This is a genomic window from Bartonella sp. CR127HXZ (assembly GCF_042194555.1).
Taxonomy (GTDB): Bacteria; Pseudomonadota; Alphaproteobacteria; order Rhizobiales; family Rhizobiaceae; genus Bartonella; species Bartonella grahamii.
The window spans coordinates 53,035-70,817 of record NZ_JBHIMZ010000001.1 but is presented as its reverse complement, the minus strand read 5'-3'; the positions used below and the strand labels follow the sequence as shown (position 1 = coordinate 70,817).

Annotated in this window: 9 protein-coding genes and 1 pseudogene; 5 read left to right on the top strand and 5 right to left on the bottom strand. The window is 34.3% G+C overall.

Annotated features, from left to right (window positions below; translation table 11 throughout):
- Window positions 1–253: 253 nt before the first annotated feature.
- Complete coding sequence (locus tag ACFIKY_RS00280) at window positions 254–1,960, top strand: hypothetical protein (RefSeq protein WP_375661271.1); 1,707 nt, start codon at window positions 254–256, stop codon at window positions 1,958–1,960.
- Between the two features lie 146 nt (window positions 1,961–2,106).
- A complete protein-coding gene (gene nhaA, locus ACFIKY_RS00275; RefSeq protein WP_375635794.1) occupies window positions 2,107–3,465 on the top strand; it encodes a Na+/H+ antiporter NhaA in 1,359 nt (452 codons plus the stop codon).
- A gap of 2,851 nt (window positions 3,466–6,316) precedes the next feature.
- On the opposite strand, the gene ACFIKY_RS00270 is transcribed toward nhaA, so the two are convergent.
- On the bottom strand, window positions 6,317–7,573 hold the full coding sequence (locus ACFIKY_RS00270) for an aspartate kinase (RefSeq protein WP_012754793.1): 1,257 nt from the start codon (window positions 7,571–7,573) through the stop codon (window positions 6,317–6,319).
- A 189-nt stretch (window positions 7,574–7,762) separates the two neighbouring features.
- On the opposite strand from ACFIKY_RS00270, the gene ubiG reads away from it, so the two are divergent.
- A complete protein-coding gene (ubiG, locus tag ACFIKY_RS00265; protein ID WP_375628238.1) occupies window positions 7,763–8,506 on the top strand; it encodes a bifunctional 2-polyprenyl-6-hydroxyphenol methylase/3-demethylubiquinol 3-O-methyltransferase UbiG in 744 nt (247 codons plus the stop codon).
- Between the two features lie 20 nt (window positions 8,507–8,526).
- Here the strand turns inward: ubiG and grxC are convergent, their stop codons facing one another.
- The gene (gene grxC / locus ACFIKY_RS00260) at window positions 8,527–8,781 is read right to left on the bottom strand and encodes a glutaredoxin 3 (RefSeq protein WP_273787883.1); all 255 of its coding nucleotides are present in this window, start codon (window positions 8,779–8,781) and stop codon (window positions 8,527–8,529) included.
- Window positions 8,782–8,828: 47 nt separating this feature from the next.
- Window positions 8,829–9,614, bottom strand: coding sequence for a ComF family protein (locus tag ACFIKY_RS00255; protein ID WP_012754790.1), 786 nt, complete (start codon window positions 9,612–9,614; stop codon window positions 8,829–8,831).
- Window positions 9,615–9,811: 197 nt separating this feature from the next.
- Between ACFIKY_RS00255 and ACFIKY_RS00250 the strand changes: the two genes are divergently transcribed.
- Window positions 9,812–10,690: a methyltransferase gene (locus ACFIKY_RS00250; protein WP_375635795.1), complete on the top strand. Its 879-nt coding sequence runs from the start codon at window positions 9,812–9,814 to the stop codon at window positions 10,688–10,690.
- Between the two features lie 7 nt (window positions 10,691–10,697).
- Here ACFIKY_RS00250 and ACFIKY_RS00245 read toward each other — a convergent pair whose 3' ends face one another.
- Window positions 10,698–12,053: an L-cystine transporter gene (locus tag ACFIKY_RS00245; RefSeq protein WP_012754788.1), complete on the bottom strand. Its 1,356-nt coding sequence runs from the start codon at window positions 12,051–12,053 to the stop codon at window positions 10,698–10,700.
- A gap of 732 nt (window positions 12,054–12,785) precedes the next feature.
- Between ACFIKY_RS00245 and ACFIKY_RS00240 the strand changes: the two are divergent.
- A pseudogene (locus ACFIKY_RS00240) lies at window positions 12,786–13,964 on the top strand (type ISP restriction/modification enzyme); the annotation flags it as partial.
- Between the two features lie 2,443 nt (window positions 13,965–16,407).
- Here the strand turns inward: ACFIKY_RS00240 and ACFIKY_RS00235 are convergent.
- On the bottom strand, window positions 16,408–17,781 hold the full coding sequence (locus ACFIKY_RS00235) for a glutamate--cysteine ligase (RefSeq protein WP_375635796.1): 1,374 nt from the start codon (window positions 17,779–17,781) through the stop codon (window positions 16,408–16,410).
- Window positions 17,782–17,783 lie beyond the last annotated feature (2 nt).

The following is a 17,783-nucleotide window of genomic DNA, read 5'->3' as shown; positions in this document are numbered from 1 at the left end:
AATTTTAAAATGATAAAAAATTATGATGCGCATAAACTTACCTCTCCTTATTATGCGTTATTATGCGTTCTTTTCTATAAAGAGCTAAACTCAAAGAAAATTGATAAAAGTTGATAAAGCTCTATTGCAAAAAAGATGAGAATAACTCTAATATAGAGAGTAGATAATTGTTGAAACTGATACACGCTATATTTAAACCTTTGTCGTTGCTTAAAAGAATTTATCTTCACTCTCAATTCAAAGAGTGATAAAAATGAAAGAAGAAAGAATGCTCAATCTTAATAGTGGGTATCAAAGTAACCTCAGATATTGGCTCACTTGCATTATTGGATTTGTTGCTATTTTGGCAATTATAATTGTTGGTGGATTTTATATCGCAAAACCCTATCTTGACAGTTTTGTAAAACAAGAAATAGCCCGTCGTGGCATAAAAGCCCGAACATCTGAAGTAAGCATTCTAGGTAGAGTCAATTTGAAGAATGTGACATTACCTGTTCCAGCTGGTACATCACTTAGAATTGGTGCCATTTCTGCCCGTCCTCCCCTTTCCTTTATTCCCGGAACTTTTACATTTTATAATGTTGATTTAAAGCATAATAATATTCATGTGCAAATTCCCCAAATTTCTCTTCGGAGTGTATCCTTAAAAGAAAAAGATAGAACGATAACATCACGGCTTTTACAATCAATGATGCGTATTGAGCTTTCCTCAATTATTGCTCCCAATATACAACTTTCTATAGAAAATAAAAACAACCGAATAGAAACGGTTGAAGTCAAGAATTTCCAGCTTTCTGATTTTAAAAATGGCCATATCCGTTCAGTTAATATTAAAAATATGGATCTTAAAACAGTTGCAGTAAATGGTGCCAAACAGATGCAGCTTATGGCTAAAAGTGATACAATAAAAGCCCATGATATCGACATCAACTATGCCTATTCTATCATTTTTGGAAAAAACAATGCTCTCAACCAAGGTAAAACCGTCACTGGCCCCATTTCTCTGAATAATGTAAGTGTCGATGTTTTAGAAGAAGCGGAAAAAAGCAGTTCTTTCTTCCTCGGACAGTTTAAAACATCTGGTTTAAAAATGAAGCCGCTTGAACAAACTCCTGAAAAATTGATCAAAGCTTATCTTAATGCAAGAAAAGAGAATAATAAAATCGCTGAAAAAATAGCACAAAATGGTCTTCTTCTAAACATACTGCTCGCCATTACCTCAGCGGATGCCAAAATTGATAATATCACCGTTGATATACCGCAGTTGAAAGCAACACTCGAATCACTCCAATTTAAACCAACCTTGTGGAAACAACCTATCCCCAAAAAGCTTTTTCTTTCTCTCAATAACCTTTCTGTTTTACCTAAAAAAATGAATGAAAAAGACTTAGAGTTCTTCAAAAATCTGAACTTTGAGCGCTTTGACATTTCAGGAAAAATTGATATTTCTTACGATGAAAAAAAACGTATGCTCCTTCTTGATGCAATGTCTTTCAATATGAGAGACGTTGGATCTGGGAACATATCAGCTAAGGTTATTGATGTTGATGAAAAGCTTTTTTCTGGTCAGCAAAATGTAATGATTGCTGCTTCTCAAGACTTTGGCATCAATGAAATTGATGTGCAATATAGGGATGCAGGTTTCATTGAGAAGCTTTTTTCTTATCTTGCGCAAAATCTTAATGACAACCAACATGATCTTAAAAAGGAGCTCTATGACGATTTCTATCTAATGATGACGCAGACCCCAAAAATGCTTCTAAAAAATCATGACGAAGCAGAAAAAATTTCAAAATCCTTAGGGGAATTTGCTAAAAATCCACAAACATTGATTGTTAAAATTAAAGCAAAAGATAATAAAGCGCTCACAATGGTTGATCTCGAATCTGCTCTACAAAATGATCTATCCAAGGCTTTAAACAAAGTACATCTCACTATTAAAAATGAAGCATCACCTTAAACATTTTGTGCTTTAAATATGATGATTTTGTCTATAAATTAAGAACTTTATTCCTCTTTTTGCTTTTATATGATACAGAAGGTATCATACAAAGTCATTTACACAGAGAATATAGAATCTAAAATTGTCGATGCTTGGAGTTGTTCATGTCTGATTTATCTTCAAATCGCCTACCTAATCGCGCTTCTCGTGTCACCAATCAAGCGCTTTCTGCGATCGAGCGTTTTCTCCATATTGAAGCTCTTAGTGGTATTGTTCTTTTATTAGCTGCTGCTGCTGCACTTATTTTTGCCAATTCTAAATATGCTGCTTTCTATGAATCTTTTTGGCATACACCTCTTGGCTTTAATTTGGGTCATTTCACTCTTTCATGGGATTTACATTTCTGGGTTAATGATGCTCTTATGACTATTTTCTTTCTCGTCGCAGGAATGGAAATTCGACGCGAAATTCATGAAGGTGCTCTTGCCGATTTTAGACAAGCAATCTTACCAATTGTTGCCGCAATAGGAGGCGTTTGTGTTCCCGCAATTATTTACTTTATCTTCAACTTTAACGAGGGGCATATACGCGGTTGGGCTGTGCCAACAGCAACAGATATTGCCTTTGCTCTAGGTATTCTTGCTCTTCTTGGAAAAAAAATTCCTTCTAATCTTCATATTATTCTTCTATCATTAGCGATTATTGATGATATTATCGCTGTTCTTATTATTGCTTTTTTCTACTCAACAAACATTGATCCTAGCGGTTTAATGATTGCAGGAGCAGGTATTGCTTTGGTGCTATTTTTTCAGTGGATCGGACTTGCATCAGCATGGCTTTACATTTTACCTGGTGCAATCATCTGGTGGGGTTTAATGGTAACAGGTGTTCACCCATCACTTGCTGGTGTAATCTTAGGAATGATGACTCCCGTTCTTCCTACCCGTACTCTTGTGGCGCCACTCACCATGCTCAGTAACGCTATGCAAATTCTTCAAGAAAAAAATACAAAAACAGATCTGCATCATATTTCAACCGCATTGAAAAAAATGCGCAAAGGACAACGGGCCATGATTGCTCCAGTAACACGCGTTCAAAAAGCGTTGCATCCATGGGTTGCATACGGTATCATGCCGGTCTTTGCCTTCGCAAATGCAGGAGTAAGTTTTGCAAACTTTGATCTTTCTTCTGACAAATCATTCTTGATTGTTTTGGGTGTTGTCATTGGTCTTTTCGTTGGTAAGCCTCTTGGTATTATCACAGCCAGTTATATAGCCGTAAAATCAGGGCTATGCCGCCTACCCCCTCATATGACATGGACAGGTGTTTTACTCATTGGTTTTTTAGCAGGAATTGGCTTTACAATGTCTATCTTTGTTTCAATGCTCGCTTTTAAAGATATTATTCTGCTTGATGCTGCAAAAATTGGGGTCCTTTGTGGCTCTGGTTTATCTGCTCTTATCGGTCTGGGATATGGATTTATTTATATTAAGCGCAATAAAGGAATTTCTCATAGTTCCTAACAAACTAACTGAAAATACATTTTTATGCAAAACTCTTAAAAAGTGATTTTGCTCATTTGTTGGATTCGGACAATATTTAATGTGAAATCCGTTGTCTCACCTCATCTTTACACTTATGAAGGAGAAAACTAATATCATCATACTATTTACTAGTCTCTAATGTCGCAACACCTTTGACACTTAAGAAGATTCATAAGAAATATTTTTATTCCTTTCTTCAATAATCTTTTATTCATACACTAACTCCAATCGTGATATACACAAGAATGATTTTAATTGTTTCAATATAAAAGGCTTCGTGGTTTCAGAGAAGCTGCCTTTCGTCGGGAAGTTATTCACTATAAAGAAGAATTTAATTATTATAAATCAATATCTTATCTTTAATTATACAAAACAGATAAGAATAAGCAAAATTCCGTAACCAGTTAAGTAATTCCATGGCTTATTTTTTCCCAATAAACCACCCTCCTCGTTACTGATTTTATTGCCGGTATTCTAAAAAACTTTAATTTTTATCTTCTTAAAAGGCACATTATTTTTTGGTAAAAATATTCGATTTATAATGATACTTTATCATTATAAATCTTGAATGGACTCCAAATATCGTAAGATTTGCTCATTTCAAATCTGTACATGATCAATCAATCAAGACTATTCCCTTACACGTCACCAGCCAAGGAGGAATATGGAGTCACATTATTTGAAGAAAGAAATAAGAATGCTTCATATCAACACAAGAGCTGTTCAACACGAAAACTAAAAATAAAATGATGACGACCAACTGACACCTTTGATCTAAGTAAAGGAGATGGTCCCCAATAAATTTTACGTTACGCCATCCACAAGCGCCGTAATGGGCTTGGGGAGAAATATTTATTTAAAACAAGCGCGTAAATTGGCAATATAATAGCGTTTTGTTTTACGTGAAAGGCATATACGATTTAAATAACGCAATAAACAAAACGTGAATCAATATATAATATCCATTATTTCAAAGATATTTCTGTCAATATCTTTGAAAGTTGTAAAGCAGAATTAAAAGGAAGTTGTAAAATGGAAACTGGTTTTCACTTTTATGGCTTCATATTCTCCCCCAATTAGGTTTTATCTCCATTTCAGAGGTTCCCCCAACAAGTATACGCAACACCCTTGTTCCTATCTGGCATACAAAAACAGGAGTTGCTCGTAGTCCCCTTATCCGTCTCAATATATATATCATCAAACGTGCATCTGCGCTGACATTAGATATTGATACAGGTAACAAAAAACAAAAGATTTATTGGGAATAACAACGTCATAAAATCACTACTCGATTGACAATGGAGAGAAAAAATATCCTCGTTTTTTATCATAGACACATCACTTGTCTCCCTCCATGAAAGAATTAAACTTGAAGCATTCTTCCATAGGGAGCGCTCTAGTTTACGTAATTAACTCTCGGGAAAAAAGAAAACCCTAGTCATTTAGACTATTCTAAAACATACGATCAGTGGAAAAATAAAGCATATATATCGTTGCACTCCCCTTTTCCCGCTCTTAGTTGATATTTATTTTCTTTTTGTTTACAGAGTTAGCTCTATATTTCTTGATACCATAAAATAATCTTTACAGATAATTTAAAAAACAATATTTCCGAGACTTTCGAATTATACAACGCCACATTAAATACAATAAGAGTAAAATAATATTTATAAAAATATCTTTATTGGGAATAAGTGTATTAATTACTGCACTTTGATAACATATCTTATATTCACTTCAAATGGATATCCCCATTCGAATGCATTATGCTACTAAAAAGTAATTACAAAACAAGAGAATACGTTTCACATTCATATACTGAATAAAAACAAATTGTGAGAAAAAATATTTAACAAAATTAGAATAATAAAAATGGCTATATTTCTTACAAGAAGAGTTTTACTTACAAAAACAACCATTTGAAAAATATGTAAATATGATAAGAAACTAGCACGATATACGGCACAAACGAAAGAATGTATTTCATGCGTGAGTGGCAGTATGACAAAGAAAATACTTGTAATAGAGTAGTTAAGGGAAGAAAGTTAACCTAAAGAACATATAGAGGTATCGAAAACTCTGAAAATCTTAGTCATAATTCAAAAAAAGATAAATAGACATGAGAAAAAATTTAAGTAATGAAATCATGAAAGCAGCACACTATAACATTATCATTTAATTTTGATCTATCGTTACATGATTTTATGAAAAGTGCTTCTGAAGAGCTATAAGCCGTAAACGCATAAGATATAGTAATTCTACAACTTATAGCGCAACATAAATATTGTCTATAGAGATATATTTTTATTGCCTCATAATACGGAAAAAAATAAATTTACAAGATACACATAAAGCTATAAACAACCATTTGAGACAAGCTAAATATCTCTAGGAAATACATCTTCGATTCTATTTTTGATAATTCCGTCACTAATCCAATGAGCTCAAATTTCTCTAAGATTTATAATATTAAATCTGTATTCACAAGGCTGTCCCTCATGTCACATGCATCCTTTGAATAAACGCAGTGCCATTGTTCCTTATTCTATTAAAGCTTATTGTGAAGACTTCACTATCCCTCTCTATAGGCTTTAAAACGTTTATAGACGGCATATTTTATATCCCTTCTTAAACATTTTTTACCTAAACATCTTTCTCTTGTCATGTATAAGCAACCATTTTTAAATTCATCATGAACAAGTTTAAAATGAGAGAGTTTTGCTGTATTAAATATTCTATTTAAGTTAAAAATATAAATTGTCCTTAACAAAAATTATTAATATATATTAAAGCTTTATGTTATTGAAACTTTGTTAAAACTAAAAAATGCTCATCCCTTATCAAGTGCATAAACAGCATGTAATGTTCTAACCGCAAGTTCAGTGTAAGCACTATCAATCAAAATAGAAATTTTAATTTCTGAGGTCGTAATTGCTTGAATGTTAATACCCTTTTCAGCCAAAGCCTTAAATGCTGTAGCGGCAACACCTGCATGGCTACGCATTCCAATACCAATCACAGATACCTTGGCAAGATCACTTTCAAATTGGAGAACATCAAATCCAATTTCTTTGCGATTCTTCTCAAGTAGTGCAACGGCTTTTTCTACATCTGATGATGGTACAGTAAAAGTCATATCAGTTTTTGAGCCATCTTCAGAAATATTTTGCACAATCATATCAACATTAATGCGCTCTTCAGCCAAGGGACCAAAAATTGCTGCCGAAATCCCTGGACGATCGGCAAGCCGACGAAGGGAAATTTGCGCTTCATCCTTAGCAAAAGCAATACCAGTAACATTTTGTTGTTCCACGATTTCATCCTCATCGCAAATAAGTGTTCCAGAAGAACTCATTGGATCCTCCATGCCTAACGCATCAGGATCCTCAAAACTTGAACGCACAAAGGTACGAACCTTATGAACCATTGCCAATTCAACAGAACGAACCTGTAAAACCTTTGCACCAAGAGAAGCCATTTCCAGCATTTCTTCAAAAGCTACTTTTGGTAAACGACGCGCTTTCGGTTCTATACGTGGATCCGTTGTATAAACACCATCTACATCCGTATAAATATCACAGCGATCAGCTTGTACAGCCGCGGCTATAGCAACAGCACTTGTATCTGATCCCCCACGCCCTAAGGTAGAAATCCGGTTATCTGGAGCTAACCCTTGAAAACCAGCAATAACGGCAACCTGACCTTCCTGAAAACACTCGATTAAAAAAGATCCATCAATATCAGTAATACGTGCACGTCCATGCGCATTGTCTGTATGAATAGGAATTTGCCAACCAAGCCATGAACGTGCATTCACACCCATTTCTTGAAGTGTCAAAGCCAACAAACCTGAAGTAACCTGTTCACCAGAAGCAACCACAACATCATATTCACGAGCATCTCTATGCTTGGAGGAAGCATCACACGTCCACTGAACAAGCTCATTGGTTTTACCAGCCATCGCAGATACGACAACGGCAACCTCATTGCCTGCATCAATCTCTCTTTTGACATGCCGTGCAACATTATGAATACATTCAATATTTGCTACAGATGTTCCACCGAATTTCATGACAATGCGCGCCATTAATAACACTCTTACCTTTACATCTTTTATCTCAAACGGTAATGAGAATTAGATGCTGTATCAACTAACCATTTTCTCGACATAGCGAATATCTATCATTTGTGCAAGTTTCATTATGATTATATTAATTTCTCTTGACTTTGTATAAAATCTACTGGACTTGATCATTAAAAATAAAAGGCAGGCAACATGATAGATGAAACACAAACAACTATTGATCAAAGTGAAATTGATCATTTTTCACGTATTGCTACAGAATGGTGGAATCCACAAGGAAAATTTCGACCTCTTCACCAATTTAATCCAACACGCCTTGCTTACATCAGAGAAAAAATCTGTTTAGAGTTTAATCGTGACCCTTGTTCATTTACGCCCTTTGATAATTTGAAAATTCTTGATATTGGCTGTGGAGGAGGCTTGTTATGTGAACCAATGGCACGTCTTGGCGCTATGGTCGTAGGCGTTGATGCTGCACAAACAAATATTGAAGTCGCAAAAACCCATGCAGCTCAAAATGATCTTTCCATTGATTACCGCACGATGACAGCAGAAGCTCTTGCCAATGAAGGAGAAAAATTTGATATCATCCTTAATATGGAAGTTGTTGAACATGTCGCTGATGTTAATCTCTTCATAGCAGCTACAGCAAAAATGTTGAAACCACAAGGGTTAATGTTTGTCTCAACACTCAACCGCACGTGGAAATCATGGGGGCTTGCTATTGTAGGCGCTGAATATATTCTACGTTGGCTTCCTAAAGGAACACATGATTATAAAAAATTCCTAAAACCTCTAGAACTTAAAAATTTCTTATCAAAAAACGCCCTAACTATCATTGATGAGATAGGGATTACTTATAACCCATTAAACGACAGCTGGAATCGCTCAAAAGACATGAGCGTTAACTATCTCCTTCTCGCAAAACGGTCTTAAGGATATGTAATTTACAAATATTATACGCCTTGTAATAAAGAATTGAGCTTTCCCTCAGCCTCTAAAGCATAAAGATCATCACAACCGCCAACGTGATAATCACCTATAAAAATTTGTGGAAATGTATTACGTCCATTTGCACGCTGTACCATTTCTTGGCGAAGGGATGTGGAAGCATCAATATCTGTATACTTTACGCCTTTTTTATTAAGCAAATCACGTGCTTTTGTGCAATAAGGGCAGTTAGGGCGTGTATAAATTATTATCTCTTTCATAGTATTATCCTCCAATATTTTTTAATAATATTCACTTTAAATTCCTCTTACGAGGAGGGAAAAATAGAATCTTCTTTGAGAACACGCGAAAATGTTAGCACATCGACCTGTCGCGCACCTGCATATTTTAATGCAGCAGCTGCTGCTGTAACTGTTGCACCTGTTGTAAATACATCATCAATCAGCAAAACAGAACATCCTTTGAGATATTTTTTAACCTTATGCGAAACCTTAAAAGCATTTTTTACGTTAAGTTTTCTCTCTCTCGAAGAAAGACTAACCTGCGGACGGGTATGCCGACAACGAACAAGCCAACTCGGTTTTAAAAGCTTTTTTTGTGATGCTGCAATATAACGCGCAAGCTCAGCAGATTGATTATAACGTCTCTCCCAAAAACGACGAAAATGCAATGGAATGGGAATAATAACATCACAATCATCAATAACCTCGCGTCCAGCAAACATCATCCAGTTGGCCATAAATGATGCCAATTCTATATGATCACCATATTTTAAGCGCGTTACTAAAGCTCGTGCAAGCCCTTTATGAACAATAGCAGAACGGACACGTGAAAAAGGATGAGAATTACGAAGCGCTTCACCACTGAGAAAACCATCCCCCATATCACAAACAAAGGGAGTCCCCATAACAGGACAATAAGGTTTAGTGATAAATTGAAGGTCTTTCCAACATTCGGAGCAAATCGTGCCATAAGTAGAAACATTTTGCTTACATCCAGGACAAATTGGTGGATAAAGCACCGTTTTCAAGCGTTCAATGAACTTACTTAGTATATCCCCACTACTTAACGCCGCTTCTCGAAAATACAACATTATAAATTTAGGCTTTTACAAGTTTCCCTCAGAACAAAAGTTCCTTTGTATTTCCTCAATTTATAATTTTAATTCCTTTAAAAATTCTTACCTTCTATAAATTTATTTTTCTTTTATATTATAAACTTGACAGAGCTTGCACAAATAATGAACCTTTTCAAAATATATTCTTTCATAGATCGAAAGTGTTCCACAATATGTCGCATCCTTTAATTTTTGATCATAACCGCATTGAACAATTCCGAAAACGTGCCTTTCAAAAAGCAAAAAAAGGATACGACTTTTTACTCTCTCACATGGCAGAAGATCTCTATAAACGTCTTAGCACTGTTGATCGCCTCTTTACATTAGCTCTCGATTTACACAGCCATACAGACCTTGCTGCGCAAGCTTTAATGAAATCTGGAAAAGTTTGTTCCATAGAACGTATTGAGACCAATACGCTTTATCAAAGCCATGATAAAAAATTTCATTTACGTCATCGGGAATTTCTTGATTTACCTCAAAGTTACTGTGACCTTATTGTTTCACTTCTTTCATTACAATTGACCAATGATACCCCTGGTGTTCTAAGCCAGATAAAAAACACCCTTAAACCAGATGGCTTATTTCTTGCTGTTATGGCAGGAGCTGGTACATTAAGAGAATTGCGCGAAAGCCTTCTGCAAGCTGAAAGTGAAATTTATGGTGGAGCAAGCCCTAGGATCTATCCTTTTGCCGACATTCGTGATGCAGGCGCTCTTTTACAGCGTGTTGGCTTTGCCCTGTCTGTAGCAGACGTTGAAGATATCACAATACGTTATAATACAATGTTTGACCTTATGCACGATCTTAAAGCTATGGGAATGCAAAATGCACTCATCAATCGTTCACGACGCCCTGTATCCAAACGTTTTTTTCTCCGCGCAGCTGAAATCTATGCACAACGATTTAGTGATCCTGATGGACGTATTCGTGCACATTTTTCTTTCATTTGGCTCTCTGGTTGGGCTCCTCATCCCAATCAACAAAAACCCTTACAACCTGGTTCAGCGCAAATATCTCTTACAGATGTTTTACAACCCCAAAAAACATAACCTAAAATCATTTTTTAAAAATACTTTTATCTGTTGTCTGTAACATTTGACTGGTGATCGTTCCAGCTATCATTGAATCGCTCACGTTTAGAGCGGTCCGTCCCATATCAATTAGCGGTTCGATAGAGATAAGTACAGCAACCAAAGTAACAGGAAGCCCCATAATTGGTAACACAATCAATGCAGCGAAAATAGCGCCTCCCCCCACACCAGCAACACCAATAGAACTCAATGTCACAACCCCAATAAGCGTAGCAATCCAAGTAGGATCAAGAGGGTTAATACCCATAGATGGTGCAATCATGGTCGCAAGCATCGCTGGATAAAGACCAGCACAACCATTTTGTCCAATTGTTGCCCCAAAAGAAGCTGCAAAACTCGCAATGGGTTGTGGTACACCTATCCACTGTGTTTGCGCTTCAATATTCAAAGGAATACTTGCAGCACTTGAACGACTGCTAAAAGCAAATGTTAAAACAGGTAAAACCTTTTTGAAAAAACGAAAGGGATTAACCCCAGAAATACCAAGCAATACACCATGAATTCCAAAAATTAAAATAATACCGACATAAGAGGCAATGACAAAAACCAGTAAATTTAAAATATCTGCAATACGCGATATTGCTCCTACTTTCGTCATAAGTGCAAAAATACCATAAGGCGTCAAAGCAATCACAATACGGACTAACCGCATAATCCAAGCTTGTCCCACTTGAATAAATAAAAGCGCTTTTTCTCCTTTTTCTGGCTCATCTTTCTTTAAAAGAAGAACCGCTGCACCTAAAAATGACGCAAAAATAACAACACTGATAATTGACGTACGTTTAGCTCCACTCAACTCAGCAAATGGATTTTTAGGAATCATAGACAAAATCATCTTTGGTATATTCATATCTCCAAGTTTAGAAATATGACCTTCAAGAATAGCAGAAACATTTTGCCCTTCATGCACTAAACCATCGGCTGTTAATCCAAAAAAATTAATCACAAGAACACCAACCAATGCTGAAAGAGCCGTTGTAAAAAGCAATATTGAAATTGTTATTATACTCATCTTTCCAACAGCATAAACAGAATGTAAATGAGCAACTGCTGAAACAATAGAGATAAAAACCAGTGGCATAACAATCATTTGCAACAATAAGATATAGCCCTCACCAACAATGTTAAACCATTCAACGGATTTCAATAAAGTGCTTTCACCCTCTCCATAAATAAACTGCAAAACACTTCCAAAAATCAAGCCAAGGATAAGCCCTAGCATAACACGTAGTGAAAGACTCCATTGCATTCTCTTACTTTGAGAAACAAACAATAAAAAAATAACAAATAGAAATAAATTGACGAAAAAATTAAATGTCATTGTCTATGCTCACTTACTATTGTTATGATTGACGTCAATAATCTGCATAATTCAAAATCAATGCATGATATTTAAAATTAACATAAAGCTTACCAGGCTTTTACAAAATCATTATTTTTTTAATTTATAGATTAAAAGAGAATTTTTTATCTACTAATAACTGTTTAAAGAAAATAAATAAAATTATGTTCCTATTCTTTAAATTTATGCTCTCATAAAATAGTTAAAAAAGAGAAATATAAACAACATTCATTGCATCTTAATACCGAACAATTCCAGCATATCTTATCCTATCAATATCCTTACCTCTCTCTTTTGCTATTTGAACTGAAGCGAGCTTTTCAAGAAAGGATGAATTAACAATCGAACATTCATGATTTTTCTAGAAAATACCTTTCATAGATTCTTTCTTTGCTTTCAATGAACGCTTTTTTATTTTTCGAATTTTTTTTATAGTCATAAAAAAGACTTTAAAAGCCACAATGCCTATTGAACGACAATACATTGATTTATAATAAATAATTTACTATTTTGCATATTAAATGAGAGTCCCGAATAACGTAAGATTCTCTCATTTCAAACCTGTTTATCTTGAATCAATCAAAATCATTTTCTTGCACGTCACAAGCAGAGCTGGCGTGTGGATAAAAAATGTATAAGAAAGGTGTAGAAATACCTCTTATGAAACGTCTTAATGCAAGAGCTGTCGCAACATTGGAGGACGGAGCTTGGGCAGAAAATATAAATAATATGATTGCTTTTTATAATAGCGCAGTAAAACGTTTTAACGATACATATCTATATGCTGATCGAACAACACGTGTACGTGCCGTAGATAATTTTATCACTTTAGATATAAAGTTGTAGTTATAATGTTAAGCAAGAACTAATAAGAGGAAGGGTTTTTGAATTTGAAAAGACATGCCTCATGCAAAGTTCGTATCGTTCTTTTACACGACTATGGCTTTATTATAATCGTATCTTCAATGACGGAGTTTATCAGATACCACATGTATTCCCTATGGGGCAAGCAGTAGAAAATAGAGTCATAGAAATTACAAGCATAGGAGCACGAAGCGGTTTTTCTGTGTTGATAGCTAAGAATTTACCTAATCTAGATGCAATAGATACAGGCCAATGCTTTCCACGGTATCTTTATAAAAATGTTGAATCTTCTATAACTGATCATGATGAGAAACAATCCCATTTGTTTACAAATTCAATAAAGGAAAGAAAAACATCTGGTTTACAGAGGCGTGATGCCATCACTGATAAAGGATTAGCGGATTTTAAGCTGCTTATCCTAGTGAGACCATAACTAAAGATGATCTATTCTATTACGCTTACGGATTATTGCATTCAAAAGATTACCGTACTCGCTATGCTCATAATTTATGAAAAATTTATGCAAAGAATTGCCTCGTATCCCTTGTGTAAAAAGCGCTGAAGATTTCTGGATATTGTGACAACAGAGTGTGAATTTGATCACTTGCACATGAATTATGAAAGTGTGGAGCCTTATCTTGTGACCTTTAAAAAAGGGTAATCCAAAACTGACTGACATCTCTAATCCCGAAAAGTTTTATTACGTGACAGAAATGAAATTCGCAAAAATTAAAAATAGTAAGGAAAAGGATAAATCTACTTTATTTACAACAGCAATATCATCATGACAGACATCCTTCTTGAAGCTTATGAGTATATCGTTAATGGCAACCCCACTCTTGAATGGGTTATGGAGCGTCAATGTGTAAAGACAGATAAAAAGAGTGGCATTGTTAATGATGCCAATCGCTATGCTCTTGGAACCATTAGTAACCCTGCTTATCCATTAGAGTTGTTTCAAAGGATCATACTATAAATTTAGAAACAATGAAAATTATTAAGAAACTACCAAAATTAGAAGTGTGAGAAACCGAATAGACTTATGAGGTTAACACACCTCATAAAGGTCTCTTGTGTATTGCTTTAAAACGGCAGTCTATAACTTTAATCATCTTATTAAGTTTATTACCTACAATCTTAAAAGGATAGCTTATCATGCGTTATTCTAAAAAAGAAGCTTTGCACTTTTAAACACTGTTATTTGGATTGCTTTTAAAAGATTATATCGTAATCTAAAATGATAGCTTTATTGTTTTGAAAAACTCTGTTGAAAAAGAGCTTTATGTATTCATTTTACTTATAGATTTTGAAGGTGTCTAAAATCCTAAAAATCTTCAAAAATCTCAAAACTAATAACCATAATGGTCTTAATAGCATTTTTTATGACTAGAACCTATCTTTTGAAATGGCTTTAAAGAATCACATGCTTTTCATAAGATTTAATCACTCACTAAAATGATCTATTTTGTCGGTTCAATTTACTGACAGAAAACTGACAAAAATGACAAAAGTCTATTAAAAGGGAGTTTGCTGACCTCTATAATTATCAGTCTCTCTTTAGATGTTTTTATAAAAGGCAATAAAGCGCATTATCATCTTTATCATTTATCTTATGAAAATGAAAAATGGTGCCATGACTATAAAAATATAATAGCTATAGAGCATGCGTGAAAAAAGCAAGTTTTCATAATCACAATGCAAATGAACGCGTTGGTTATAAAGAGCGCGGTGCCTATTAAAGTTGTTCAAATTAGAGCCCCTTATAAACAAAATCTACAAAAATCATTTAGTAAAAAACTGATACGTTATAAAGCTAAAAATACGCATGATGAGAGCGTTTATAAATATTATTAATGTTATAGATAATAAATAACGCAATTGTTTAATAAATTCCACAATATATCTTTAAAATACATAATAAAAAATAATCAAGTAATAAGCATATAAACAATATTTACACATAATATATTTAAAAAATATAAAATTATAAAATATTTATTTACAATAAATACGTATCGTGTTACATAAATTCTAGATATATTAGTTTATATGTTACGAAAAAGCCTTTTCCATACCTTTAAAATACTGATTGTCTTTTATGCTTTTGTTAGTATATGAGTACTTTGTCGGGTGTAGCTATGCCATACAATACCCTTTTATGGGAAATGCAACGCCACTCGTAATCTACATATCATTCAATATAATTTGAAACACAATACCAACAAAAATATCACATATACCATTGATATAACCAAATTAAATGATATCAACCGTCGTAATAGCCCCTATTCAATACCGGCCTATTTATCGAAGATAAGGAGTTAAATCACTCATGAAACGTACCGTAACATTTATTGTTTTATCTTCTCTATTGATCATTTTGTTTGCTGTATTAATATCACTTGGATATACTAAAGTGAATGATCTGAATCCGTACAACGAACTTTATCAGTCATACCTAAAATAACAACTATAGAAATTCAGAATATCGCTACAAAAAGGAAATAGCAAAAGAATAAATTATCTGTATAGAGAAAATGATACCCTGTAATTTTCCTACCCGTTTTAGAAATACATCTATTGCCTTCATGCTGACTGTATAACTATATCGTATAATGGTACAAAAAGGTATAAGAATCCCCTTGAGATCTAGCTACTAAAAAATGGAAGAAGAAAAATTTAAAAGCGCACTAGATATGTTTAGCTAACAAAAAAGTTTTTGTTGCCCGTCTCTGCAAAAACTGAAATTTTTTATTTTTATTCCATACTTTACTCTTGTAACAACAGAATAACACATATTGATATAATATAATCAAATACATGGAGTGAGAATAATAACTGTAAAGAAAAATATCTCAAATGCTGTTTTTCTCATGCATAAAAATTCAATTTATTAATATTTAATGATGTAATTAACACCTTAATTCTATATATTATAATCTCTATTTCTATCTCTTTACATAATATATTTCTTTTTTATATAAAAATAAATTTGAGTTATACATACACAGATCTATCGGCATTTTTTCTACTGTCTTTTTAGCTTACTGAACGATTGATATCGTAATTTTTGTATAATAAAATGCTCTTTCATATAAGCATCGTACATTGAATTATAATAACGGACTATTAAACGCAAATTATATTTTTTATCCCTTTTAAAAGTGAAAAATATTATTTTCAGACCTATTCATAAGTGGGATGAGCTATGTGAATAAAAAATGTTTGATAATAAGCTTAAGTATATCTTTTATGAGCTATCTTTAGCACAAAGGTACAACATTAAGATTACGGAAATATCGTGATATTATTGGGTATAAAAATCACACTGCCCAAGAGATTTTTGTATTGTACCCTTTATGAGAAATGTTAAAAGAAAGGCAGGATATGCTCTCTAGAGCAAATGAGTGAATGAGCCACCACGGTGATATGCATTTTTTAAAAAGTAGGAAGTCTCTTTTCTTCAAATTTAATAGGCACATTCTAAAAATAAAGGTTCTACAGATTCATTCCAAATAGAATAGTAATAAGACAAAAATTTTTCAGCATCTGTTTGTCCCATTGCAACAACCTCTTCTAAAGGATTAAGAAAATTTGTTTCATCAAAACCATTCGTATCATACTGTTTGCGATTTTTTAAGCCTTTGCGGGCAATAGCAAGAGCTTGTCGTGCTAACTCTAAAAGAATAGTTTGACGAAAAGGAGTTTTTAACCCTTCTTTAGGAACGCGTTGGCGCACATCTAAAACTTCTTCAAAACACCAATCTTTTGTCAAAGCTTCTGCCTCATTAAGTGCTTCCCTATCATAAAGAAGCCCGACCCAAAAAGCCGACAACGCACAAATGCGCTTCCAAGAACCGCAATCAGCTCCTCTCATTTCTAAAAATCTTTTTAAGCGGACTTCAGGAAATAACGTTGATAAGTGATTAATCCAATCTCCCATGTTTGGAATTGAATTTGCAACTTGTCCTTTTAATGCTCCATTCATAAACTGACGAAATGTTATATGTGTACAATCATAATAACGACCATCACGCACAACAAAATACATTGGAACATCAAGAGCCCATTCAACATAATCAGCAAAACCAAAACGCTCAGAAAATATAAAGGGAAGAACGCCTGTCCTCTGATTATCCGTATTACGCCAAATTTCAGAACGCCACGACAAAAAGCCATTTGGGCGTCCTTCTGTAAAAGGTGAACTTGCAAATAATGCTGTTGCAATGGACTGTAACTTCATAGATACTTGCATTTTTCGCCGCATATCACTTTCAGATGAAAAATCAAGATTAACCTGAACTGTTGATGTGCGATACATCATATTAAGACCATTATGCCCCACTTTAGGCATATAATCAGTCATAATCTGATAACGTGATTTAGGCATTCGCGGCGTTTCAGCTAAAGTCCACTTTGGACTAGCTCCAAGACCTAGAAAACCTATACCCAATGGTTCTGCAATTTTTTTGAGAAGAGTTAAATGCTCCATCAACTCGTGATATGTATGGCCTACTGATTTTAATGGTGCACCAGATAATTCAAATTGTCCTCCAGGTTCCAAAGAAATGGCTCCCTGATCAACTGATCCTACAAGCCCAATAATATTCTCTTCATCTAAAATAGGTTTCCATCCTAAGGCGCTTTGCATCCTCTCTAAAAGCGCTTGGATTCCCCTCTCTCCTTCATAAGGAACAGGGTGAAAACCATCTTTATAAAACGGAAACTTTTCATGTTCTGTACCGATACGCCAATCATCTTCTGCTTTATACCCCCCTTGGAAATAGCTAACCAAGGAATCTAAGTTATAAATTTCACTTTCATCAGTTATATCAAGCGCCATAA

Excerpts from the sequence above, each read along its gene's own strand:
- grxC (WP_273787883.1), bottom strand. The coding sequence starts at position 8,781 with ATGAAAGAGATAATAATTTATACACGCCCTAACTGCCCTTATTGCACA.
- ACFIKY_RS00235 (WP_375635796.1), bottom strand. The coding sequence starts at position 17,781 with ATGGCGCTTGATATAACTGATGAAAGTGAAATTTATAACTTAGATTCC.
- ACFIKY_RS00270 (WP_012754793.1), bottom strand. The coding sequence starts at position 7,573 with ATGGCGCGCATTGTCATGAAATTCGGTGGAACATCTGTAGCAAATATT.
- ACFIKY_RS00255 (WP_012754790.1), bottom strand. The coding sequence starts at position 9,614 with ATGTTGTATTTTCGAGAAGCGGCGTTAAGTAGTGGGGATATACTAAGT.
- ACFIKY_RS00250 (WP_375635795.1), top strand. The coding sequence starts at position 9,812 with ATGTCGCATCCTTTAATTTTTGATCATAACCGCATTGAACAATTCCGA.
- nhaA (WP_375635794.1), top strand. The coding sequence starts at position 2,107 with ATGTCTGATTTATCTTCAAATCGCCTACCTAATCGCGCTTCTCGTGTC.
- ACFIKY_RS00245 (WP_012754788.1), bottom strand. The coding sequence starts at position 12,053 with ATGACATTTAATTTTTTCGTCAATTTATTTCTATTTGTTATTTTTTTA.
- ubiG (WP_375628238.1), top strand. The coding sequence starts at position 7,763 with ATGATAGATGAAACACAAACAACTATTGATCAAAGTGAAATTGATCAT.
- ACFIKY_RS00280 (WP_375661271.1), top strand. The coding sequence starts at position 254 with ATGAAAGAAGAAAGAATGCTCAATCTTAATAGTGGGTATCAAAGTAAC.